The following is a 21,818-nucleotide window of genomic DNA, read 5'->3' as shown; positions in this document are numbered from 1 at the left end:
GTCAGTGGCTCGCTGTGTTCGTGGGAGTGGGTGCGGCGGCGCTGGATGCGGCCTCGACCGTGCCTGGCGAGGTTCCGGCCAGAGCCAGCTGCAGGTCGGTGTCGGCCAGCCAGAAGTCGCGCTGGGCGTCGGTGGCGGTGGCCACGGCCTGGGCGCTGTTGCGGGCCTCGGCCAGCAACTCCCAGACGCTGACGAACATGCCGTTGTAGCGGAGCATGGTTTCGTCCTGGATGAAGCGGCGCAGCGGCAGCACCTCGGCCTGCTGCTGGTGGGCCAGGTCCCAGGCCGTGCGGTAGCGCATCCAGCTGCTGCGCGCCTCGGCCCGCGCCTGGATGGCGCCTTGCTGCAACTGGGCCGCGCTGCGCTGGACCTCGGCACGTGCGCGGCCGCTGGCAGCGCCACCCCAGTCGAACAGCGGCAGGGGCAGGTCGATCTCCCAGCCGCGTGTCACATCGCTGTGGCCGGTGGCCCGGTCCGTGGCGGTGTTGCGGTTGTAGCCCAGGCCGACGTCGCCGAACATTGCGCCCAGGCGTGCCCAGCCACGGCGCTCGGTCAACTGGTCCAGGTCGCGGCGCAGGGCGCGCAGGTCCAGGCGCTCGCGCAGCGCGGTGGCTTCGGCATCGTCCCCGGAGCGCAACTGCGTGGCGGCCTGCGGGATGGCGGGCAGCTGGTCGGGCAGCTTGAAATCGATGCGCCGTCCCCACAGGCCCATCAGACGGGCCAGTTGCTCATGCTCTGCCGTGGCGGCCAGGCGCGCACGCGCCAGCTGGGCTGCGGTGTCCTGTTGGATGCTGAGCTCGCGTGCCTGCTGCAGCCGGCTGAAGTTGCCCACGCGGGCCATGCGGCGCGCCAGCTCGGCACCGGCCTCGGCCGCCTCGTGCATGCGCTCGCTGGACGCCAGCTGCTGGCGTGCGGCCACGGCGCGCAGCCAGGCGCGGCGCGTGTCGGCGGCCAGCCGCAGCACATCCTGCGCGGCGGTCAGGGTGGCCTGTTCCATCTGCATGCCCTGCCAGCGGCTGCGCCAGGGCAGGGTGATCAGGCTGACCAGGCCAAAGCTCAGCTGGCGTTCGATCTCGCGCTCGTCGCTGTTGACCATGCGGCCCAGGGCCAGCGTGGGGTTGGGCAGGGTCAGGGCCTGAACGCGTTCGGCATCCTGCACGCCCAGTTGCGCCAGGCGCGCTTGCAGGCCGGGGTTGTTGAGCAGTGCGATGCGCACGGACTGGTCCATGTCCAGCGGCTGGCGCAGCCACTCGTCGATGCGCTGCTGCGCCGTGTCGCGGGCCTGCAGATCGGTTGGTGGCAGCTGGGCGCCGTCCGGCAGGCGGCTGGCGGTATGGGATTGGACAGCGCCGCGCAGGCCGTCGGGCGAGATGCTGGCGCAGCCGGCGAGGACCAGCACGGCAGCCATGGCGCCGACCAGCCGGGTGGGGGCGAAGAGGGTGCGCTTCATGGCCGGCCTCCGTGCTGCATGTGAGAGCCGTGCGGGGACGGCGCAGGCGTGGATCGGCCGCCCTGGGCGGCTTCCCAGCGCAGGATGTCCATATGGCCGTTGGGAAACTCGGCCACGGCCGCATTGGCCTGGCGCCAGTCGGTCAGCTCGGTTTCCACGGCGCCACTGGCCGGCAGCGCGGCATGGCGCAGCGGCAGGCTGGCCGCAGCCGGATCGATGGCGCCTGTCAGGCCTGCGGAGGAAGAGGCCGGGGGGTGGCTGCCGTCATGGGCTTGGGCCCAGGCAGCGGGGCTGGATGCGGCAAGGGCCACCAACCCGAATTGGATAAGGGGGACGAGAAAATGCGCTCGGCGCATGGTGTTCTCCTGAATGCGAAACGGACAACGCATCCGCGGCCAGACGCCCCGCCATGCCCGCAAGCGGGCTGCCCATGGAGGGGCGGCAGGGATGGCGCGGACGCACTTCGGGCGTCAGGCTTCAGGAAATGGGTGGCTTGATGGCCTGCAGCTTGGCCGCGCTGGCAAAGCGCGCGCTGCCTTGGGGGCGCAGTGCGGCGGACGGCGCTGCGCCGTCCGAACCGATCTGGCAAGGAGTGAAAAGGGCCGAATGGCAGATGCCGCACAGGGTGCAGCTGGGCCCATGTTCATGTTCGCCGCAGCTGCCGCCCGCAAGGCCACCGGCCTGGGGAGCGCAGCCTGTACTGTGCTCGGCGTGTGATGCGTGATCTGGGTCGTGATCTGCGACGTGCGCCGCATGATGCTGCTCAGGGCTGTCCGGCGATTGCGTGATTTCCAGCGCGACTTCCCGCGCGATTTCGGGCGCGTGGTGGTGGAGTGCCGACGCCGGAGCCAACGCTGGCGCAGATGCCGCAGCCGGCGCCAGGGCCGACATGACCGGCGCAGCCCCCATGGCCATGGCGTCGCCCAGCAGGCCACGAAGGACCAGCAGCAAGACCAGGACAATGGACAGGGGGCGGCGCATAGGTTTGGATGATACCGGACGGCGGCGCGAAGTTCCTCAGGCGCGTGGGCTTTGCCGGGGCGGGCGGCGCGTGGCGCGCAGGGCCTCGGCGATCAGGGCCGATACGGCGGGCGGCATGTCCATGGGCAGGGTGGCCGGCACCGTGGCGCGGCCTGTGTTGCCGCGCGGCAGCCTGTCCAGCAGGTGGCCTGCAGGCACCAGGGCCAGGCGCAGCAACTGGCCTGCCACCTCCCCGCCATCGCGCAGCTGCAGCGCATGGCGCAGCATCCAGCAGTGGGATCGCCAGTGCAGGCCCAGCAGCTGCTGGCCCAGCACATGGCTGGCCTCCAGCAGCAGCCAGCGCTGTGCGGGCGCCTGGTCCTGGCTTGAACGGAAGCTGTGCAGCAGGTGGGTGAAGGCGGCGCGGAGCTGGGCGTCGGTCATGCCGCCTCCCTGTCGCTGCCCCAGCGGCGCAGCCGCAGGCCGTTGCCGACCACCAGCAGGCTCACGCCCATGTCCGCCAGCACGGCCAGCCACATGCTGGCGTTGCCGGCCAGGGCCAGTGCGAAGAACACCAGCTTGACGCCCAACGACAGGGCGATGTTCTGCCAGAGCACGGCGTGGGCGCTGCGTGACAGCTCCACCACTTCGGGCAGGCGGCGCAGGTCGTCGTTCATCAGCACCACGTCGGCGGTTTCCATGGCCATGCCCGTGCTGTGCATGCCGCCCATGGCAAAGCCGATATCGGCCTGGGCCAGCGCCGGTGCGTCGTTGATGCCGTCGCCCGTCATGGCGGTGGGGCCGCGGGTGCGCTGCAGCTCGGCCAGGGCGTCGAGCTTGTCCTGGGGCAACAGGCCGCCGCGCGCATCCTGGATGCCGGCTTCGGCAGCGATGGAGCGCACGGTGGCCGTGTTGTCGCCGCTGAGCACCACGGGCTGTACGCCCAGGGCCTGCAGGCGTGCCACGGCCTCGCGGGCCTGGGGCCGCAGCGGGTCGGCCACGGCGAACAGGGCCCGCACGCCGCTGCTGTCGGCCAGCAGGGTCACGGTGCGGCCCTGGGCTTCGTGCATGGCCAGGCCGGCGCGCAGCGCGGCGCTGTCCCAGCCTTGCTCCTGCACCCAGCGCAGGTTGGCCAGGGTCCAGGGCTGGCCGTCGATCTCGGCCTGCACGCCACGGCCGGGCAGGGCCAGCAGCTTGCTGACCGAGGCCCGTGCGGCATCGGCGGCCACGGCGGCATCGGCCTGGAGGCCGGAAGCAATGGCGCGCGAGACCGGGTGGTCCGAGCGACCGGCCAGGGCCAGGGCATATGCGGCGGGCTGGCTGGAGTCCTGGGCCGCGTCTTCTTCGCTCCAGGATTTCCATTCGACCAGCTTCGGGCTACCCGTGGTCAGCGTGCCGGTCTTGTCCAGGGCAATGGCGCGCAGCTTGCGGGCCGATTCCAGCGCCTGGCCGCCCTTGATCAGCAGGCCGCGGCGTGCAGCCGCCGTGAGCGCGCTGACCACGGTGACGGGGGTGGACAGCACGAGGGCGCAGGGGCAGGAGATCACCAGCAGGGCCAGCGCCTGGTAGGCCGCGTCATGCCAGCTCCAGTCCATGACCAGCGGTGCCAGCACCGCCAGCGCAATGGCCAGCACCAGCACGATGGGCGTGTAGACGGCGGCAAAGCGATCGACGAAGCGCTGGGTGGGCGCCTTGGAGGCCTGGGCCTGCTCCACGGCATGGACGATGCGCGCAATCAGGCTGTCATTGGCCGCCGAGGTGACGCGCATCTGCAGCTCGCCATCCTGGTTGATGCTGCCGGCGTAGAGCTCGTCGCCCGGGGCCTTGTCGGCCAGGGCACTTTCTCCGGTGATGGGCGCCTGGTTGACCGAGCTTTGGCCTCGCAGGACCACGCCGTCCAGGGGCACGCGCGCGCCAGGGGCCACGCGCACGGTGGCGTCCAGCGCCACGTCGGCGGCGGCCACGCGCTGCACGCTGCCGTCGGGCTGGAGCACGTCGGCCGTCTCGGGCGCCATCTGCAGCAGGCTGCGGATGGCATTGCGCGCGCGGTCCATGGCCTGGTCCTCGATGCGCTCGGCCGCGGCGTACAGGGCCATGACCATGGCGGCCTCGGGCCACTGGCCGATGGCGAAGGCACCCGTGACGGCAATGGCCATCAGCGCATGGATGCCCAGCTTCAGGCGCAGCACGTCGCGGATGCCGGCCTTGTAGACGCCCAGGCCCGACAGGGCAATGGCCAGCACGGCCACGGCCATGCCGCCGTATTGCAGGGCCGGCACGCCGCCCTGGGAGCCGCTGACCCAGTGGGCGGCTTCGGCCAGCACGGCTGCAATCAGCGCGGCCGTGATGCGCGGCCAGCCGGGCAGCACGCTGTGGTCGTGGCCAGCATGGGGATCGCTCTCGTCGTGACCGTGGTCATGGTCGTGGTCGTGGTCATGGGCGTGATCGTGATCGTGATCGTGGCCATGGCCCTCGCCATGCGCATGCGAGTGGCCTTGCGCCTTCTTGCGGGCCGGCGTGGGCTGGGTGATGGTGAAGGGCGCGCAGCAATCGGTGCCGCAGGCGGAAGACGGCGAAGTCGAGGCGGGCTTGGAAAGGGCTGGGGAGGCTTTCAGGGCCTCGTTGCCCTGAGGGCTTGGCAGGCGATTGGAGTTCATGCGAGCATTGGAAACGGTGAAGTCACTTCAAGGTCAAGCATGTCACAGCACGAATCTGCGCGCTGGCGCATCGGCGAGGCGGCCAAGCGTTCCGGCGTGGCCGCCGCCAACATCCGCTACTACGAGAAGGAAAGGCTGCTCAGTGCAGGCGCGCGCGAGGACAACCAGTACCGGCTGTACAGCGACAGCGATGTGCACCGGCTGCGCTTCATCCGCCTGTGCCGCGCCATGGACATGTCGCTGGACGAGGTCCGCACCCTGCTGGCGCTGGACGGCGCCAGCAAGGCCGACTGCGTGGCCGCCAACGAAACCCTGGACGCCCACCTGGGCCATGTGCGCGAGCGCCTGGCCGAGCTGCGCGCGCTGGAGCATGAGCTGATGCAGCTGCGCAGCCAGTGCGACGGGTCGGACAGCTACTGCCATCTGATCGAGGCCCTGCACGCCCAGGCCGACGAACCGCTGGCACCCGCCCTGGGCAGCTCCGGCGCCAAGCGCCATGTGTAGCGCCGTCTGCAGCTGCCTGTCTTGCGTCGGCGTCCGACGGACCGTCCCGGTACGGGTCGCTATCATCGTCCGATGAGCCTCAGCCACGCAGCCCTGTCCCTTCCCGACCGCATCTGGGCGGCGCTGCGCGACCATGCGCTGGCCTGGTGGCGCAGCGTCTACCTGGGCGCTGTGCTGCTGGTGCTGGCCATGTCCCCCTCCAGCTACCGGCGCGGTGCACGGCGTGCCATGGCGCACCAGATCTATGTGCAGACCGGCCCCATCCTGCTGGGATTCACGGCGCTGGCGGCGCTGTTGTGCGCGGTGATCACGCGCATCGTCATCGTCACGGCGCTGAGTTATGGGCTGTCGCGCTATGCGCTGGAGATGGTGGTGCGTGTGCTGGTGATCGAGCTGATCCCGCTGACGGCCGCGCTGTTCGTGGCCATGCGCTGCACCATTCCCAATGGCACGCTGATTGCGCAACTGCGCGCGCGGGGCCAGCTCCAGGCCTGGCAGGAGCGCGGCTCCGACCCGCTGCGCATGGCCCTGGTGCCGCGCGCCGCCGGTGGCGTGTTTGCCTCGGTCACGCTGGCCGTGCTCAGCTGCGTGGTGGCCCTGGTTACCGTCTACCTGAGCGTCTATGGCTTCACGCTGGCGGGACTGCCCGGCTACACGCGCATCTTCGGCCAGATCTTCACGCCGGCCGTGACCCTGGTCTTCGTGCTCAAGACCTGGTTCTTCAGCCTCACCGTGGCCATCATGCCCATGGCTTCGGGCCTGTATGCGCCGCTGCGGCGCCACCGGCTGGGCGGCGCGGCGCTGGGCGGCTTTGCGCGCATGTTTGCCGTGCTGCTGGTGATCGAGGTGATCTCGCTCATGGGCAACTACTACTGAGCACGCCCGCTGAACTCCACGAACCCCACATGCACGGCAAGGCCCGTGCCAGAACAAGGAATGCCATGACCGATACGCGGCGCACGCCGCCAGACCCCTGGGACGGCGAGGAAATCGAGGCCCTCAAGCCCGTGGCGCACCTGCGCGCCAAGGCGGCGGGCCTGCTGCTGTTCACGCTGGTGCTGATTCTTGGATCGGCCCTGTACCTGCTGTACTCGCGCGGCGTGTTCGACGCCACGCAGCGCCTGGTGCTCACGGCCGACGACTCCGAGGGCGTGAGCGTGGGCATGGACATGACCTTCTCGGGCTTTCCGATCGGGCGCGTGCGCCGCATCGAGCTGGCCGAGGACGGCAATGTGCGCATCCTCATCGACGTGCCGCGAAAGGACGCGCACTGGCTGCGCGAGTCCAGCGTCTTCACCCTGGTCAAGGGGCTGGTGGGCGGCACCACCATCAAGGCCTACAGCGGCATCCTCAGCGATCCGCCGCTGCCCGACGAGGCCGTGCGCCCCGTGCTGCGCGGCGATGCCACGGCCGAGCTGCCGCAGATCATGTCCACGGCCAAGGAAGTGCTGGGCAACATCGCCCAGCTCACCGCGCCGGACTCGGCCCTGGGCGGGTCGCTGACCGAACTGCGCGGCCTGGCCGGCCGGGCCCAGGGGCCGGGCGGCGTGCTGGGCGTGGTCATGGGCAGCGAGCAGGAGGCGCGCAAGGTGACGGCCCTGCTGGACCGTGCCAATGCCACGCTGGCCCGCATGGAGCGCATGGTGGCGCGGGCCGACAGCCAGGTGTTCGACGCCGGTGGCGTCATGCCCGAGGTGCGTTCCACCGTGGTGCAGCTCAACGGCCTGCTGGCCGACACGCGCCGCACGCTGGGCAAGGTGGACGCCGTGCTGGCCGAGGCCCAGGCCGTGGGCTCCAATGCGCGCGAGGCCACGGCCGACCTGGGTGCCCTGCGCGCCGAGGTCGAGGGCAACCTGCGCCGCCTGGAAGGCGTGCTGGCCGACCTGCAGCGCAAGTGGCCGTTTGCCCATCAACCGGAGTTGAAGCTGCCATGAGCCCTGCCGCAACCCTCCTGGCGCGCCATGCCGTCGCCGGCGCCGTGCTGACCCTGGTGCTGGCCGGCTGCAGCAGCCGCCCGCCCGCGCCGGACTGGGCGCTGAATGCCGAATCTGCGTCCCAGCGCGCATCCACCGCCTACCTGGAAGGCCGCCAGCGCGTGCAGGCCATGGAATGGGACAAGGCCCGCGCCGAGGTGGCCGCCACGGGCCGCACCGACCTGGCCGCGCGTCTGGAGCTGATGCGCTGCGCGGCCCAGGTGGCCAGTCTGGAATGGGATGACTGCCCCGGCTACCAGGCGCTGGCGCTTGACGCTGCGCCGGCCGAGGCCGCCTATGCGCGCTATCTGCAAGGCAGGCCCCGGCCCGAAGACATTGCGCTATTGCCAGAATTACAGCGCCCCGTGGCACAGGCGCTGCTGGGCGGGTCTGCGTCGGCGCTGGCCGCCGTGCGCGCCATCAAGGAGCCGCTGCCGCAGCTGGTGGCGGCGGGCGCGGCCCTGCGATCGGGGGCGGCAGAGCCGGGCTTGTTGATGCTGGGCGCCGACACGGCCTCGGCCCAGGGCTGGCGCCGTGCGGTGATGGCCTGGCTGCTGCTGCAGGCCAGGGCCCATGATCAGGCGGGCGAGGTGGACAAGGCCCAGGCCGTCAGGCGCAGGCTGTCGCTGCTGGAGAAGACGGCCAGCGGTGGGGGCACATCGGCCGGCAAATGAAAACAGCGCCAGTCCGAAAGGGATGGCGCTGGGCAGGCATTTGCAGGCGTTTGCGGGGCTTACATCGACGACAGCAGGGCGCCCGGGTCTTTTTGCAGCAAGGTGTCTGCGGCCGGGGCGGCGCTGTCCAGCCAGAAGGTGGCAACGCTGGCGGCTACGGCAAGCACGACCGTGGCGGTGAAGGCGATGAAGGGATGACGTCCGAAGGGGCTGGGTCTGCGCATGGTGGACCTCCTGTCTGGCAGCGCAGGCAGAGCATTGGGCTGGGCCTGGACTCCATTGCACACCGGATTGCGCAGCGCGGCTGTCGGACAATCGCTTTCTCTCTTGACGTTTGTAAAAAACTGCTGAGAGAAAATTTCTATCGACTTTCAAGAGGCCGAAAAAAAAGCGAGGCAGAGCCTCGCTGAAAGTTCGGGACGTAAGTCCCTGGCCCGTGCTGGCAGGCCAGGCGTCGCCTTAGAAACGGTGGCGGATACCCGCGATCAGGCTGGTGCCCGACTTCAGGTCCGTGATGCGGTCGTGCATCAGCACGGTGTACACATCGGTGCGCTTGGACAGGTAGTGGTCGTAGCCCAGGCTGGCCGTGGTGCGCGTGGAGTCCACGGCGCCGATCTCGGCCTTGGTGCGCGCCAGGGCTGCCTTGATGGTGCCGGCGCTGGTCACGGGCACGTCCAGGCCCAGCGAGTAGGTGCTGTTCTTGCGGTCCAGATCCTTGACCTTGGCCTGGCCGTAGGTTGCGTACAGCTTGGCCACTTCGAAGTTGTAGGTGCCGCCCAGCATCCAGTCGGTCTTGGTGGGCATCACGGCCAGGCTCACGGGGTTGCTGATCTGGGCGCGCTCGTAGAAGGCCACCAGGCTCAGGGGGCCGCCGAAGTACATGGCGTTCACGCCGATGTTCTTCTTGCCGGAATCGCCGCCCTTTTCACCGAACTGGTAGTGGACGTTAGCCTGCAGGCCGCCGAACTTGGGCGTGGTGTAGACGACCTGGTTGCTCCAGCCGGTGTCGGACGGCGTGGTCAGGTTGGCCGAGCCCCAGGCTGTCGTGCCCACGTTAGCGTGCAGCACCAGCGGGGAGATGGTGAAGGAGTCGCCGAAGGGGTTGGTCAGGATGGTGGGCAGGAAGTTGGGCGCCATGCCGCGGCCCAGGCGCACCGTGCCGAAGCCGCCGGACAGGCCGACGTTGGCATCGCGCGAGAAGTACGGGTCACCATCGAAACGGCCGGGGCTGCCAGTGTCCACACGCATGAAGGCCGTCAGCTGGAAATCGACCTTCAGGCCGCCGCCCAGGTCTTCCTGGCCCTTCATGCCCCACCAGGAGGTGGTCATGCCGCCCGAACCCACGACACCCTTGCCGCTGGCGTCGCCAGCCATGCGCATGGAGCCGGCATAGGCGTCCACCAGGCCAGTCAGCTGGACCGAGCTTTGGGCGTGTGCAGCGCCGGCGCAGGCCAGTGCAGCGGCCAGTGCGATGAAGGAACGTTTCATGTTGAGGAGTCTTTCATTGTTGGAGAGTGGAAACGGGTGGCCAGTGCTGTGACCGGGGCAGACGATGAACCAATCGCCCGGGCTGGGCTACGTGGCAAACCTGGGACAGTGGCGTTTTCGCATCAGGGGCGGGCTGGCGTCGGCACGTCTTTGCGGCCTGCGTGCAAGGCGGTCTTGACTGGCTAAGCCGCGTATTACAACGCATCCCAGCCATTGCACCGGCCATAAAGTGGTGTCTTTGACACAGTTATGACGAAACTTAATTTGTGTTTTGCACTCTCGCGGCTTGAACACTGCCGTGCACTGGGATGGGGCCGGGGCACCAGGCCTGTGCAGCAGGTCCTTGCAAGAGGGCTCAAAGGTCAATTCAGGGCTCCTTGTTCGTCGGTTGGGCGGTGGATCTGTGCCTGTTGCCAGGCCTTTGGCTGCAACTGATTGCAAACAGCGTGCCAGCTTGCAACCCGGCCATGGGCCAGGCATGGGCCCCATGAGCCGGGCATGTGCTTCCAGACGTGTCAGACTCGCGCCCATGCCCGAATCCACCCTGCTCGTTGCCGATGACCACCCGCTGTTCCGCGCCGCGGTGATCCATGTGCTGCGCGAGGCCCTGCCGCAGTTCGCCGTGCTGGAAGCCGCAAGCGCCGCCACGCTGGGCGCGGCGCTGCAGCAGCACCCCGAGATCGAGCTGGTGCTGCTGGACCTGGCCATGCCGGGGGCGCGTGGTTTCTCGGCGCTGCTGCATGTGCGCGGCGAGTACCCCGATGTTCCGGTGGTGGTGATTTCGTCCAACGACCATCCGCGCGTGATCCGCCGTGCGCAGCAGTTCGGTGCCGCGGGCTTCATTCCGAAATCGGCGCCGGCCGAGGCCATAGGCACGGCCCTGCAGGAAGTGCTGGACGGCGGCAGCTGGTTCCCGCCCATGGCCGCCGAGCGCTCCGAGGCCGACGCCGCGCTGGCCGCGCGGCTGGCCCAGCTCACGCCCCAGCAGTTCCGCGTGCTGCTGTGCCTGGCCGACGGCCTGCTCAACAAACAGATCGCCCACGAGCTGGGGCTGGCCGAGAACACCGTCAAGGTGCATGTGACGGCCATTCTCAAGAAGCTGGAGTGCTACAGCCGCACGCAGGCGGCCGTGCTGGTCAAGAGCCTGGAGAACGACGGCACGGTCTGAACGCCATGCCCTGCCGTGCCACGTCTATCGGTGGCGCAGCAGCATCTGGCTCATGAGCGCGCGCAGCGCGGGCGGGCGCACGGGCTTGGCCAGAAAGCCCCAGCCGCGCTCGGCCGCCTGGCGACGCACCATGCCGTCGCGTTCGGCCGTGACCAGGATCACGGGCGGCGACTGGCCCCAGCGCTGGCACAGCTGCGCGTAGACATCGGGGCCGTGCAACTGGCCCAGGCGCACATCGAGCAGCACCAGCTGCGGCGCTTCGCCGGGCGCGGCCAGCGCCAGCGCCTCGGCCGGGCCGCCGGCCAGCGGCACGTTGCAGCCCCAGCGCTGCAGCAGGGCGCGCATGGCGGTGCAGGACTGGGCATCGTCTTCCACGTACCAGGCGCTCATGCCCTGCAGCGGTGCGTCCTGGCCTGCCTCGCCGCAATGCGTGGCCGCGGCGATCTGCGGCACGGCTGCGGGATCGCCCAGCGGCACGCAGACCCAGAACACGCTGCCCCGGCCCAGGTGCGAGCGCAGGCCGATCTCGTGGCCCAGCAGGCGGCCCAGGCGCTCGACGATGGCCAGGCCCAGCCCGGCGCCACGGTCGTCGCCATGGCCTTCGTCCAGGCGGCGGAATTCCTCGAAGATCTCGTGCTGCAGGCTCTCGGGAATGCCCGGGCCCTGGTCGTGCACCTCGATGCGCAATTGCTGGCCCTGGCGCCGGCAGCCGATGACGATGCGGCCCTGGCGCGTGTAGCGTATGGCGTTGGACAGGAAGTTCTGCAGGATGCGGCGCAGCAGCGCCTCGTCGCTGCGCACCACGCAGCGCGTGTCCACCGCGCTCAGGCGCAGGCCCCGGCTTTCGGCCAGGATGCCGAAGTTGTGGCGCATGACCTGCAGCAGCGGCCCCAGCGCGAAGTCGCGCACGCGCACCTCCAGCTGGCCCGATTCCATGCGCGAGATGTCCAGCAGGCTGCCCAGGATGGCGTCCTGCGCGGCCAGGGCGCCGTCGATGCTGTCGGCCACATGGCGGCCCGCGTCGTCATGCAGATGGCTGCGCAGCAGGGAGCTGAACATGCGCGCGGCGTTCAGCGGCTGCAGCAGGTCGTGCACGGCGGCGGCCACGAAGCGTGTCTTGTAGCGGTTGGCCTGCTCGGCCTCGCGCTTGGCTTCGGCCAGGTCGCGCGTGCGCTCGGCAATGCGCTGCTCCAGCGCATCGGCCAGCGAGCGAAGCTCGCGCGCGGCGTTCTTGTAGCTGGTGATGTCGGCGTAGCTGGTGACGAAGCCGCCATCGGGCAGCGGGTTGCCGCGGATCTCCAGCACCGTGCCGTCGTCCTTGGTGCTTTCACGCAGGTGCGGGCTGCCGCTGCGCAGATGCTGCAGCCGCCGGTGGATGGCCTCTTCGATGGGGCCGGGCCCCAGCAGGCCGCGCCGGGCGTTGTAGCGGAACAGGTTCTCGATGGGCTGGCCCGTGCGCAGCAGTTCGGAGGGAAACCGGAACAGCTCCACGTAGCGCGAGTTCCAGGCCACCAGGTTGAGGTCTGCATCGATCACCACCACGCCCTGGGGCAGGTGCTCCAGGCTGCGGCTCAGGCCCGTGTCGGCCTGGCGCGCGGCCTGGACGATGCCGTCCTGGGCCGTGCGCAGCTCCTGGGCATGCTGGCGCAGCACGGTCTCCAGCTCCAGGCGGCTGCGCAGGCGCAGCGCGGCCAGCCGCCTGCGCTGGCGCACGAACAGCACCAGCAGGCCCAGGGCCAGCCAGCCGCCCGCAGCGGCCGCCGCCGCCCAGCGGCTGGCCACGGTGCTGGCCTGCGTGTCATGCAGCAGGTGCAACTGCCAGTCGCTGCCGGGCAGGGGCAGGGTCTGCCACAGCGTGGTGCCGGGCAGGGCGGGCTCCTGCATCTGCACCAGGCGGCTGCCTTGCTCCAGGCCCTGGCGCACGCGGTAGCGCATGGGGTGCAGTTCCTGGTCGATGTACTGGCGCGTGGCGGCCAGGTCCGCCTCGTCGGCGGGGCTCAGGGGTGACAGCAGGCGGTAGCGCCAGTCGGGCTGGCTGGCCAGGAAGACCACGCCGTGCTCGTCCGAGGCCATGACCACGTCGGGCGTCTGCAGCCATTCGCGCTCCAGCTCCAGCAGCGCGATCTTGATCACCACCAGGCCCGCGACGGCGTTCTGCTCGTCCAGGATGGCCTGCGACAGGAAGTAGCCCGGCAGGCCCGTGGTCAGGCCGATGCCGTAGAAGCGCCCGCTGCCGCGCGACAGCGCCTGCTGCACATAGGGCCTGAAGCTGTAGTCCACGCCCACGTTGCTGCGCGTCTCGCGCCAGTTGCTGGCAGCCAGGGCCGTGCCGTGGCGGTCGATCAGGGTCAGCGTGGACGACTGGCTGGCGCCGTTGGCCTGCTCCAGCTTGCGGTTCAGGGCATCAACCTCGGCGGCGGACAGCGGGTGGGTGAGGGCGGCGCGCAGCTGCGCGTCCAGCGCCAGCACCTCGGGCAGGGTGCGGTAGCGGTCTATGCGCTGGCCCAGGGCCTGGGCGTAGAGGCTGAGCTGGCGCTGCACGCTTTCGGCCTCGCCGCGCAGGGCGCGGTGGTAGACCAGCTCACCGGCCAGCAGCATGCAGGCGAGCATGCCGCCGAACAGCAGCAGCAGGGTCCAGAAGGAACGGCGTGAAGGGCGTCGAACGGGTTGGGGCATGGTGGTGTGGACCCGATTGGGCGCCAGCTTGGTGCCTTCCAGGGGCGGGAAGGGGTTGGGGATTACCCTGATTCTGCGTGCATTCTCCCTGGGAGAGCACCTGCGCCTAATACCAATAGGTTATCGGCGCCGGAGCACGCCAGCGGTACAACCTGGACCTCGCCGCACCTTGGTGGTGCGTCCACCCCCACACAGTCCCGCCGGAGCCGCACCATGCATGCCGTCCCCACCCACGCCGCCAGCCCCGAGCGGCTGCCTTTCTACCGCCAGCTGTATTTCCAGGTGGTGGTCGCCATCGTGGCAGGCGTGCTGCTCGGCCACTTCGAGCCCCAGTACGCCGAGCAGTTCAAGCCGCTGGGCGATGCCTTCATCAAGCTGGTGAAGATGATCATCGCGCCGGTGATCTTCCTGACCATCGTCACCGGCATTGCGGGCATGACGCACCTGCGCACCGTCGGCCGCGTGTTCCTCAAGGCCATGGCCTACTTCCTGTTCTTCTCCACGCTGGCCCTGGTGGTCGGCATGGTGGTGGCGCACGTGGTGCAGCCGGGCGCGGGCATGAACATCAACCCGGCCGACCTGGACCAGGCCGCCGTCAAGGGCTATGTGGCCAAGTCGCACGAGCTGACGCTCACCGGCTTTGCCATGGACATCATCCCCAAGACGCTGGTCAGCCCCTTCGTGGGCGACAACATCCTGCAGGTGCTGTTCGTGGCCGTGCTGTTCGGCATCTCGCTGGCCATGGTCGGTGATGCGGGCAAGCCCGTGCTCAACTTCCTGGAGGCGCTGACGGCCCCCGTGTTCAAGCTGGTCGGCATCCTGATGAAGGCTGCGCCGCTGGGAGCCTTCGGCGCCATCGCCTTCACCATCGGCAAGTTCGGCCTGGGTTCGCTGGTGAACCTGGCCTGGCTGGTGGGCTCGTTCTACATCACCTCGCTGCTCTTCGTGGTGGTGGTGCTGGGTTTCGTGGCGCGGCTGTGCGGCTTCTCGGTGCTCAAGCTGGCGCGCTACCTGAAGGCGGAACTGCTGCTGGTGCTGGGCACCTCGTCCTCGGAATCGGCCCTGCCTTCGCTGATGCAGAAGATGGAGCGCGCCGGCTGCGGCAAGTCCGTCGTGGGCCTGGTCGTGCCCACGGGCTACTCCTTCAACCTGGACGGCACCAACATCTACATGACGCTGGCCGCACTGTTCATCGCCCAGGCCACCAACACCCACCTCACCCTGGGCCATGAGATCGCGCTGCTGCTGGTGGCCATGCTCAGCTCCAAGGGCGCTGCCGGCGTGACCGGCGCAGGCTTCATCACCCTGGCCGCCACGCTGGCCGTGGTGCCCGAAGTGCCCGTGGCCGGCATGGCCCTGATCCTGGGCGTGGACCGCTTCATGAGCGAGTGCCGCTCGCTGACCAACTTCATGGGCAACGCCGTGGCCACCGTGGTGGTCTCGCGCTGGGAAAACGAGCTGGACTACAGCAAGCTCAATGCCGCCCTGGATGGAGAGCCTGTGCAGGCCCTGCCTGCCGAGGCCGCAGCCGTCAAGGCCTGAGTCCGCAGGCCCCGGGCACCAAACCCTCTCCTGCTCGATGCGGCGGCCTTGGCCGCCGCATTCGCTTGCGATGCGCCCCGCATCGCTCTCAGCGATAGTCGATCCACACCCCGCCTGCGTCGGCCGAACGCACGCAGTTCTCCACCCAGCGCACTCCCTCGACGCCCGCCTGGATGTCCGGATAGCGGATCTTGCCCAGGGCCAGGCTGTCGCCCCGGTCCGTGGCATGCATGGCCAGGGCGAAGCGGCGGTAGAGGTTGGCCCAGGCCTCGAACAGGCCCTCGGCATGGCCGGCGCCGATGCGGTCTTCCTGCCGTGCAGCGGGATGCAGGTAGTCCATGCCGCGATCGAGCACCTGGGCCGGCCGGCCCTGGATTTCGTGGCGCAGCTGGTTGGGATGCTCGTCCCACCATTCCAGGCTGGCCTTCGAGCCGATGACACGCAGCCTTTGCCCATGCATGGAGCCGCTGTTGACTGCGCAGGCCCACAGATAGCCCATGGCGCCGCCCCGGTACTGCATGAGGGCGAGTGCGTTGTCCTCCAGCGGGGCGCGGCTGCCGATGAAGCTCTGCCGCGAGCACATCAGCCGCTCTATCTCCAGCCCGGGCAGCACCAGCTGCGAGAGGTACAGCGGATGCGTGCCGAGGTCGCCCAGCACATAGCTGGGGCCGGCATGGGCCGGGTCCATGCGCCAGCGCGCGGCCGGGCTGGAGGCTTCCACCGCCTCGCTGTGAAAGCCGTGCGAGAACTGCATCTGCACGATGCGGATCTCGCCCAGCTCGCCCTGCGCGACCATCTCGCGCGCCTGCTCCATGAGCTGGTGGCCCGCGTAGCCGTAGGCCACGCCCACGATCCGCCTGCTGGCACGCGACAGCTCCAGCAGCTGCAGAGCTTCGGCCGTGGTGAAGCACAGCGGCTTTTCGCAGACCACGTGCAGCCCCGCCAGCAGCGCGGCCCTGCAGATCTCGAAATGGGTGTTGTTGGGCGTGGCGATGGACACGGCGCGGATGCCGTCCGGGCGGCGCGCCTCGGCCTCGAACATGGCGCGGTAGTCGGCATAGCAGCGCTGCGCATCCAGGCCCAGCCGCTCGCCGAACTGCCGGCCGCGCACCGGGTCGATGTCGAAGGCACCGGCCACCAGCTGCAAGCCGTGGTCGCGCTGCGCCGCCGATCGGTGCACCGGGCCGATCTGGCTGTCCTGTCCCCCGCCGACCATGGCCCAGGCAATCGGGTGGCCGGGCATGGGTGTTGCGTCGATCATGGTGTTCACCTTCAGCTTTGGTAGAACGCGGGCCGGGGCGCCGCCGCCATGCGCTCTACGGCGCCGGAGGACTGGGCCAGCACGCAGGCATCGGCGGCCACGGCGGCGGCATGGCCGTCCCAGGCCGAGGGACCCGTCAGCCGCTGGCCGCGCACGCCGTCGATGAAGGCCTGCAGCTCCACGTCATAGGCGGCCATGAAGCGCTGCTTCCAGTCGGTGAGTATGGGTATGGAGTACATGGCCGCGCTTTTCAGGGGGACGGCTGCGGGGTCGGGCAGGCGCGCAATGCCTGTCTCGCCCACCACTTCGCACTGGATGTCGTAGCCATAGCGGCAGTTGACGAACACCTCCACATCGATGCGGATGCCGCCCACGGTCTCCAGCAGAACGATCTGCGGGTCGGCCAGATGGGGCAGGGCGTGGCGCGTTCTCTTCGGGTACACCACCTGGGCACTGGCGTATTCGTCGTCCAGCAGCCAGCGCAGCACATCAAGCTCATGGATCAGCGTATCGGTGATGGCCATGCCGGTGGTGTAGCCGTCGGCCACGCAGGGATTGCGGTGCGCGCAGTGCACCATCAGCGGCGCACCGATCTGGCCGCTGGCGATGACCTGCCGCAATGCCCGGTAGCCTGCGTCGTAGGGGCGCATGAAGCCGACCTGCACCAGCCGCTGCCCATGGGCCATCTCCGCCTGCACGATGCGCAGGCAGCCGGCAGCGGTGACCGCCAGCGGCTTTTCGCAGAACACCGGCTTGCCCTGGGCGATGGCCGCCAGCACCAGCTCCTCGTGCGTGGGTCCCCAGGACGTGACCAGTACCGCCTGCACCTGCGGCGCGGCAATCAGCGCCGGGCCGCTGTCAAAGGCCTCGATGTCCGGGCCGTGCCGGGCCATCACCTCACGCACCTGCTGCGCATCGATGTCCGTCACCGCCACTACCCGGGCGCCCGACAGCGTCTGGCACATCCTGCGGATATGGTCCTGGCCTATGGCCCCGCAGCCAATCACTCCGATCTGCAATGTCATGTCGTCCTCTCCTCGTCAAAGCAATGAATGGCGGATGAAGTCCATGCTTTGCCGCAGCAAAGCCTCGCTGTCGGCCGCTTGCGTGATCCCTTCCGCGAACGGCTCGAACGAGACCGGGGCGCCGCAGCCGCGATCGAGCAGGGCGCGCAACTGGGCGATGTTGCCCAGGCGGTCACCTTCGCCGACCAGCACGCGATGGCCGTCGCGCATCTGGCCGCTCTCCAGCTGGCGGTCCTCGACGCCCGAGACATGCACCAGCCCGGTCTGTTCGGGAAAGAACAGGTCTTCGCCCGCCAGGTGGTGGTGGAAGCTGTCGTGCACCAGCTTGAAATGGCGCTCGCCCGCGGCCTCATGGATGGCGGCCACCGCATCGGACTTGCGGCGCAGTGCGCACTCGGCAAAGCCCAGGGGCTCGACCAGGCCCTGGATGCCGTGGCCGTCGAGGATGGGGCGCAACTGCCGCAGCGCCTGCACCAGGTCGCGCCGCCGTTCGCCGGGCGTGCGCGCATCGGCCCGGTCGTTCAACGGACACATGACCAGGGCCTGCGCGCCGCAGTCACGCGCATACGCAGCCAGTTCGCGCGCCTTGCGTTCGATGCCTGCGTCGAAAACGTCGAAGGGATACAGCGCGTTGATTGACAGGATGGTGATGCCCGCCTGCTGCGCTGCAGCCCGGATCGCGGCGGGCGCCGTGCCGTCGCGCATCTCGGCGTGGGGCAGATCGTTGCGGATCTCGATGGCCGACACGCCCAGGCGCCGGCACATGCCCAGGTAGTCGGCAAACGGCATGCGAGAGGCGCTGATGCGGTTGATGGCGAAGTGGATGGGCTGGTGCATGGCAAGAGCTCAGGCTGAAAGGGGCAGGGCGGCGGGGGAGAAATGCCTGTTCAGGTAGCGCTGTATCTCCCGGCGCATGAAGCGGCTGGATTCGGCGGCCCGCTCCTCCCAGGCGAACACGCAGGACGACAGCACGCCGTCGAAGCCGGCTGCGCCCAGCGTGCCGAAGAACAGGTCCCAGTCGATCTCGCCCTGGCCCATGTCCAGGTGCTGGTGCACGCGGATGTGGTGCGAGCCCGGCGGGTTGACGATGTAGCGCAACTGGCTGCTCTTGCGGTGGTCGAAGGTATCGGCCACGCGCACATGGGCCAGCAGCGGTGCCGCCTCGCGCAGCATGGCGGCCATGTCGTCGCCGTAGTGGAAGGTGTGCGGGGCGATATAGGACAGCCGCAGCGCCTTCGAGCCCATGTTCCTCACGATGTCCATGGCCGGCTGCAGCTGCTCTATCCAGTCCTCCGGATGCGGCTCCACGGACAGCGTGATGCCTTCGCGCTCCAGGATGGGCAGCAGCTCGTCCATGGAGCGGAACCAGGCGGCCTCGCACATCTCTTTCGGATTCGCGCCGGCAGGACCGTTCACCGAGCGCTCGGGCGATGCGCCTCGGCCGAACTCGGACACCATCAGCGCGCAGTCCATCTCCACGGCGACTTCGATGGCCTTTCTCCAGCAGCGCATGGCCCATTGCCGTTCGTCCTCGAACGGGCTGGCCCAGCGGTACATGGGCTGCAGCGATGCCAGCGCCACGCCGCTGGCGCGCATCGCCTGGCGGAATGCGGCCATGCGCTCCTTGGTGGCGCGCGGCATCACCCACCAGTCCAGGAAGTCGCTGCGCGGCGACAGTTCGATCTGGTCATAGCCCAGCTCGGCCACGGCGTGCGGCAGGCGGTCCAGGCACTCGTGCCGGATCATGTAGGGATCGAGGGCGATTTTCATGATGCCTCCCTGCAGGGCGCGCCGTCAGCGCCGCGCCTTCTTGTTGCGGTACTGGTCTGCGACCACGGCCGCGACGATGATGGCGCCCTTGACCATCTCCTGGTAGTAGGCGTCGATGCGGATGAAGGTGAAGCCCGAGGTCATGACGCCCAGGATCAGCACGCCGATCACCGTGCCGGTGATGCGGCCCACGCCGCCCGCCAGCGAGGTGCCGCCGATCACGACGGCGGCGATCGCATCGAGCTCGTACATGACGCCCATGCCGGACTGGCCGGAGATTGCCCGCGCCGCCGTCACCGTGCCGGCGATGCCGCTGAGCACGCCGGCAATCATGTAGACCCAGACCAGATGCCGGCGCACGTTGATGCCCGAGACCACGGCAGCCTGGCGGTTGGCGCCGATGGCGTAGGTGAACTTGCCAAAGCGCGTATGGCGCAGCACGGTGTGGAAGACGGCGGCAAGCACCAGGAAGATGAGCACCGGATGGGCGCCGGAGCCCAGCGCCGCGAACTCGTCCGTCAGCATGGAGACGGGCGTGCCGTTGGTGAACCACTTGGCGAAGCCGCGTGCCGCGACCATGGTGCCCAGCGTGGCGATGAAGGGCGGGATGCCGGTGAAGGCGATCAGCGAGCCATTGATCAGCCCGACCATCAGGCCCACGCACATGCCGGCCAGCACGGGCCAGACCACGGGCAGATCGGTGAGTTGGGGGAACACCGCGCGCGGAAAGTCCGATACCTGCGCCAGGCTGGCCGACACCACGGCGGCGGCGGCCACCACGGAGCCGGAGGACAGGTCGATGCCGCTGGTGATGATGACCAGGTTGACGCCCACGGCGATGATGCCGACCACCGCCATCTGCAGCACGATGATCTGCAGCCGCTCGGCGTTGAGCAGAAAGCTCTGGCCCACGGTGAGCCAGCCTGCCGCCTCGAAGAACAGGGCGATGCCCAGCAGCACGAGGAAGATGCTGAGCTCCGGCGGCCACCGGGCGCGCTGCTTTCGGGCGGGCCGGGCCTGCGCTTGGGTTTGCGTTTGCGTTTGGGCTTGCGAAACCGTCTGGGAATTGCTCATCTTGCGTGTCTCCGTTGCGTATCGGGGCTCAGCGGGAGGCCAGTTCCATGATCCGCACCTGGTCGGCGTCCCTGCGCTCGACGATGCCGGTCATGCGCCCCTCGTGCATGACCAGGATGCGGTCGCTCATGCCCAGCACCTCGGGCATTTCCGAGGAGACCATCAGCACGGCAGTTCCCTGGGCCGCGAGCGCGCCCACGAGGCGATGGATCTCGGCCTTGGCGCCCACGTCGATGCCGCGCGTCGGCTCGTCCAGGATGAGGATGCGCGGGCGCGTCAGCAGCCAGCGGCCGATCAGCACCTTTTGCTGGTTGCCGCCCGACAGGTTGCGGATGTCCTCGTGCAGCCCGGGGGACCGGACCTGCAGCGTGCGGGCCATGTCCTCGCATTCGCGCGCCACGGCGGCATGCGCGACCAGACCCCAGCGCACATGGCGCTCGTGCAGCAGCGCCACCTCCATGTTGGCCAGCAGGTCCAGGCCCATGAAGCAGCCCGTGTCCTTGCGGTCCTCGGTGAGAAAGGCCATGCCCAGCCGCATGGCCTGGGCAGGCGAGGTGATGCGCACCGGCTCGCCGCCGATGCGGATCTCGCCGCAGGTGGCGGGCACGACGCCGAACAGCGCCTCGGCAAGATTGGAGCGCCCGGAGCCCACCAGGCCGGCCACGCCCAGGATCTCCCCGGCGCGCAGCTCGAAGCGCAGGCCATGGAACACGCCCTCGACGCCCAGCCCGTCCACCGAGAGCACCACATCGCCCAGGGCCACGTCCTGCTTGGGGAACATCTGGGTGATCTCGCGCCCGACCATCATGCGGATGATGTCGTCGCGCGTGACATCGGCCGATGCATGCGTGCCTATGTACCTGCCGTCGCGGAACACCGAGAACTCGTCGGAGATCTCGAACAGCTCGTTCATCTTGTGCGTGATGTAGACGATGCCTTTGCCCTGGCCGCGCAGGTGGCCGATGATGCGAAACAGATGCTCCACCTCCCGGTCGGTGAGCGCGGAGGTGGGCTCGTCCATGATCAGCACCTCGGAGTCGAAGGACACGGCCTTGGCGATCTCCACCATCTGGCGGCTTGCCACGCTCAGCGTGCGCACCTCGGAGTCGGGGTCCATGTCGATGGCCAGCCGCTCGAACAGGGCATGGGTGCGCTGGCGCAGCTGGCGGTGGTCGATCAGGCCCAAGCGGTTGACGGGCTCGCGGCCTATCCAGATGTTCTCGGCCACCGTCATGCTGGGCATGAGGTTCAGCTCCTGGTGGATCATGGCGATGCCTTGCCTGAGCGCATCCAGCGGGCTGCGCAGCGTGACGGGCAGGCCCCTGAGGCGGATCTCGCCGGTGTCGGGCGCGTGCACGCCGGCAATGATCTTCATCAGGGTGGATTTGCCGGCGCCGTTCTCGCCCATCAGCGCATGCACGCTGCCGCTGCGCAGGCGCAGCTGCACATCGGCCAGCGCCACGACGCCCGGAAACGACTTGCCCACCCCACGCACCTCCAGCAGGTCGCTGCAGGCATGGGGCGCGTGTTGCGCGCGCGGTGCGGCTGGCGCGGGTGGGCCGCGGTCCGGCCCGTGCACAGGGGATGCGGACATGG

At 69.2% G+C, this 21,818-nt stretch carries 20 protein-coding genes; 6 read left to right on the top strand and 14 right to left on the bottom strand.

Features of this window, described 5'->3' with window-relative positions; genetic code table 11:
- Position 1 precedes the first annotated feature (1 nt).
- From IB269_RS19355 to IB269_RS19335, 5 genes are all read right to left on the bottom strand, one after another.
- Positions 2 to 1,450, bottom strand: a complete 1,449-nt coding sequence (locus tag IB269_RS19355; protein ID WP_192368015.1) for a TolC family protein — start codon at positions 1,448 to 1,450, stop codon at positions 2 to 4.
- Entirely contained in the window at positions 1,447 to 1,806 is a 360-nt protein-coding gene (locus IB269_RS19350; RefSeq protein ID WP_192368014.1) for a hypothetical protein, read from the bottom strand. The genes IB269_RS19355 and IB269_RS19350 overlap by 4 nt, the downstream gene beginning before the upstream one ends.
- 121 nt (positions 1,807 to 1,927) lie before the next feature.
- On the bottom strand, positions 1,928 to 2,431 hold the full coding sequence (locus tag IB269_RS19345; RefSeq protein WP_192368013.1) for a hypothetical protein: 504 nt from the start codon (positions 2,429 to 2,431) through the stop codon (positions 1,928 to 1,930).
- A gap of 36 nt (positions 2,432 to 2,467) precedes the next feature.
- Positions 2,468 to 2,854 (bottom strand): DUF3703 domain-containing protein, encoded by a 387-nt coding sequence (locus tag IB269_RS19340; RefSeq protein WP_192368012.1) that lies wholly within the window; start codon positions 2,852 to 2,854, stop codon positions 2,468 to 2,470.
- The gene (locus IB269_RS19335; RefSeq protein ID WP_192368011.1) at positions 2,851 to 5,067 is read right to left on the bottom strand and encodes a heavy metal translocating P-type ATPase; all 2,217 of its coding nucleotides are present in this window, start codon (positions 5,065 to 5,067) and stop codon (positions 2,851 to 2,853) included. The genes IB269_RS19340 and IB269_RS19335 overlap by 4 nt, the downstream gene beginning before the upstream one ends.
- Before the next feature lie 39 nt (positions 5,068 to 5,106).
- On the opposite strand from IB269_RS19335, the gene IB269_RS19330 reads away from it, so the two are divergent.
- The 4 genes from IB269_RS19330 to IB269_RS19315 all read left to right on the top strand — a co-directional run bounded on the left by IB269_RS19330 (position 5,107) and on the right by IB269_RS19315 (position 8,218).
- Positions 5,107 to 5,571, top strand: a complete 465-nt coding sequence (locus tag IB269_RS19330) for a Cd(II)/Pb(II)-responsive transcriptional regulator (protein WP_096915881.1) — start codon at positions 5,107 to 5,109, stop codon at positions 5,569 to 5,571.
- 72 nt (positions 5,572 to 5,643) lie between these two features.
- Complete coding sequence (locus IB269_RS19325; protein ID WP_012204765.1) at positions 5,644 to 6,447, top strand: MlaE family ABC transporter permease; 804 nt, start codon at positions 5,644 to 5,646, stop codon at positions 6,445 to 6,447.
- 65 nt (positions 6,448 to 6,512) lie between these two features.
- Positions 6,513 to 7,505, top strand: coding sequence for an MlaD family protein (locus tag IB269_RS19320; RefSeq protein ID WP_013803088.1), 993 nt, complete (start codon positions 6,513 to 6,515; stop codon positions 7,503 to 7,505).
- On the top strand, positions 7,502 to 8,218 hold the full coding sequence (locus tag IB269_RS19315; RefSeq protein WP_192368010.1) for a hypothetical protein: 717 nt from the start codon (positions 7,502 to 7,504) through the stop codon (positions 8,216 to 8,218). The genes IB269_RS19320 and IB269_RS19315 overlap by 4 nt, the downstream gene beginning before the upstream one ends.
- Positions 8,219 to 8,277: 59 nt before the next feature.
- On the opposite strand, the gene IB269_RS19310 is transcribed toward IB269_RS19315, so the two are convergent.
- Both IB269_RS19310 and IB269_RS19305 read right to left on the bottom strand, forming a co-directional pair.
- Positions 8,278 to 8,442 (bottom strand): hypothetical protein, encoded by a 165-nt coding sequence (locus tag IB269_RS19310; protein WP_013803086.1) that lies wholly within the window; start codon positions 8,440 to 8,442, stop codon positions 8,278 to 8,280.
- A 235-nt stretch (positions 8,443 to 8,677) separates the two neighbouring features.
- The gene (locus IB269_RS19305; protein ID WP_013803085.1) at positions 8,678 to 9,706 is read right to left on the bottom strand and encodes a porin; all 1,029 of its coding nucleotides are present in this window, start codon (positions 9,704 to 9,706) and stop codon (positions 8,678 to 8,680) included.
- Between the two features lie 529 nt (positions 9,707 to 10,235).
- Here IB269_RS19305 and IB269_RS19300 point away from each other — a divergent pair.
- The gene (locus IB269_RS19300; protein ID WP_043824855.1) at positions 10,236 to 10,874 is read left to right on the top strand and encodes a LuxR C-terminal-related transcriptional regulator; all 639 of its coding nucleotides are present in this window, start codon (positions 10,236 to 10,238) and stop codon (positions 10,872 to 10,874) included.
- 24 nt (positions 10,875 to 10,898) lie between these two features.
- Here the strand turns inward: IB269_RS19300 and IB269_RS19295 are convergent, their stop codons facing one another.
- The gene (locus IB269_RS19295) at positions 10,899 to 13,550 is read right to left on the bottom strand and encodes a PAS-domain containing protein (RefSeq protein WP_063326557.1); all 2,652 of its coding nucleotides are present in this window, start codon (positions 13,548 to 13,550) and stop codon (positions 10,899 to 10,901) included.
- Between the two features lie 213 nt (positions 13,551 to 13,763).
- Here IB269_RS19295 and IB269_RS19290 point away from each other — a divergent pair, with 213 nt between their 5' ends.
- The gene (locus IB269_RS19290) at positions 13,764 to 15,092 is read left to right on the top strand and encodes a dicarboxylate/amino acid:cation symporter (protein ID WP_012204771.1); all 1,329 of its coding nucleotides are present in this window, start codon (positions 13,764 to 13,766) and stop codon (positions 15,090 to 15,092) included.
- An 88-nt stretch (positions 15,093 to 15,180) separates the two neighbouring features.
- Here IB269_RS19290 and IB269_RS19285 read toward each other — a convergent pair whose 3' ends face one another.
- From IB269_RS19285 to IB269_RS19260, 6 genes are read right to left on the bottom strand one after another with little or no spacing between them, the layout of a single operon-like run.
- Complete coding sequence (locus IB269_RS19285; RefSeq protein WP_192368009.1) at positions 15,181 to 16,353, bottom strand: Gfo/Idh/MocA family protein; 1,173 nt, start codon at positions 16,351 to 16,353, stop codon at positions 15,181 to 15,183.
- An 11-nt stretch (positions 16,354 to 16,364) separates the two neighbouring features.
- Positions 16,365 to 17,378: a Gfo/Idh/MocA family protein gene (locus IB269_RS19280; protein ID WP_192368008.1), complete on the bottom strand. Its 1,014-nt coding sequence runs from the start codon at positions 17,376 to 17,378 to the stop codon at positions 16,365 to 16,367.
- 15 nt (positions 17,379 to 17,393) lie between these two features.
- The gene (locus IB269_RS19275; RefSeq protein WP_192368007.1) at positions 17,394 to 18,215 is read right to left on the bottom strand and encodes a TIM barrel protein; all 822 of its coding nucleotides are present in this window, start codon (positions 18,213 to 18,215) and stop codon (positions 17,394 to 17,396) included.
- 9 nt (positions 18,216 to 18,224) lie between these two features.
- Entirely contained in the window at positions 18,225 to 19,148 is a 924-nt protein-coding gene (locus IB269_RS19270) for a sugar phosphate isomerase/epimerase family protein (protein ID WP_192368006.1), read from the bottom strand.
- A 24-nt stretch (positions 19,149 to 19,172) separates the two neighbouring features.
- The gene (locus tag IB269_RS19265) at positions 19,173 to 20,222 is read right to left on the bottom strand and encodes an ABC transporter permease (RefSeq protein ID WP_097202768.1); all 1,050 of its coding nucleotides are present in this window, start codon (positions 20,220 to 20,222) and stop codon (positions 19,173 to 19,175) included.
- Positions 20,223 to 20,250: 28 nt separating this feature from the next.
- Entirely contained in the window at positions 20,251 to 21,816 is a 1,566-nt protein-coding gene (locus IB269_RS19260) for a sugar ABC transporter ATP-binding protein (RefSeq protein WP_192368005.1), read from the bottom strand.
- Positions 21,817 to 21,818: the final 2 nt, after the last annotated feature.

Source organism: Delftia sp. DLF01 (genome assembly GCF_014852125.1).
GTDB lineage: Bacteria > Pseudomonadota > Gammaproteobacteria > Burkholderiales > Burkholderiaceae_C > Comamonas > Comamonas acidovorans.
This window is presented reverse-complemented; position numbering and strand designations above follow the sequence as displayed.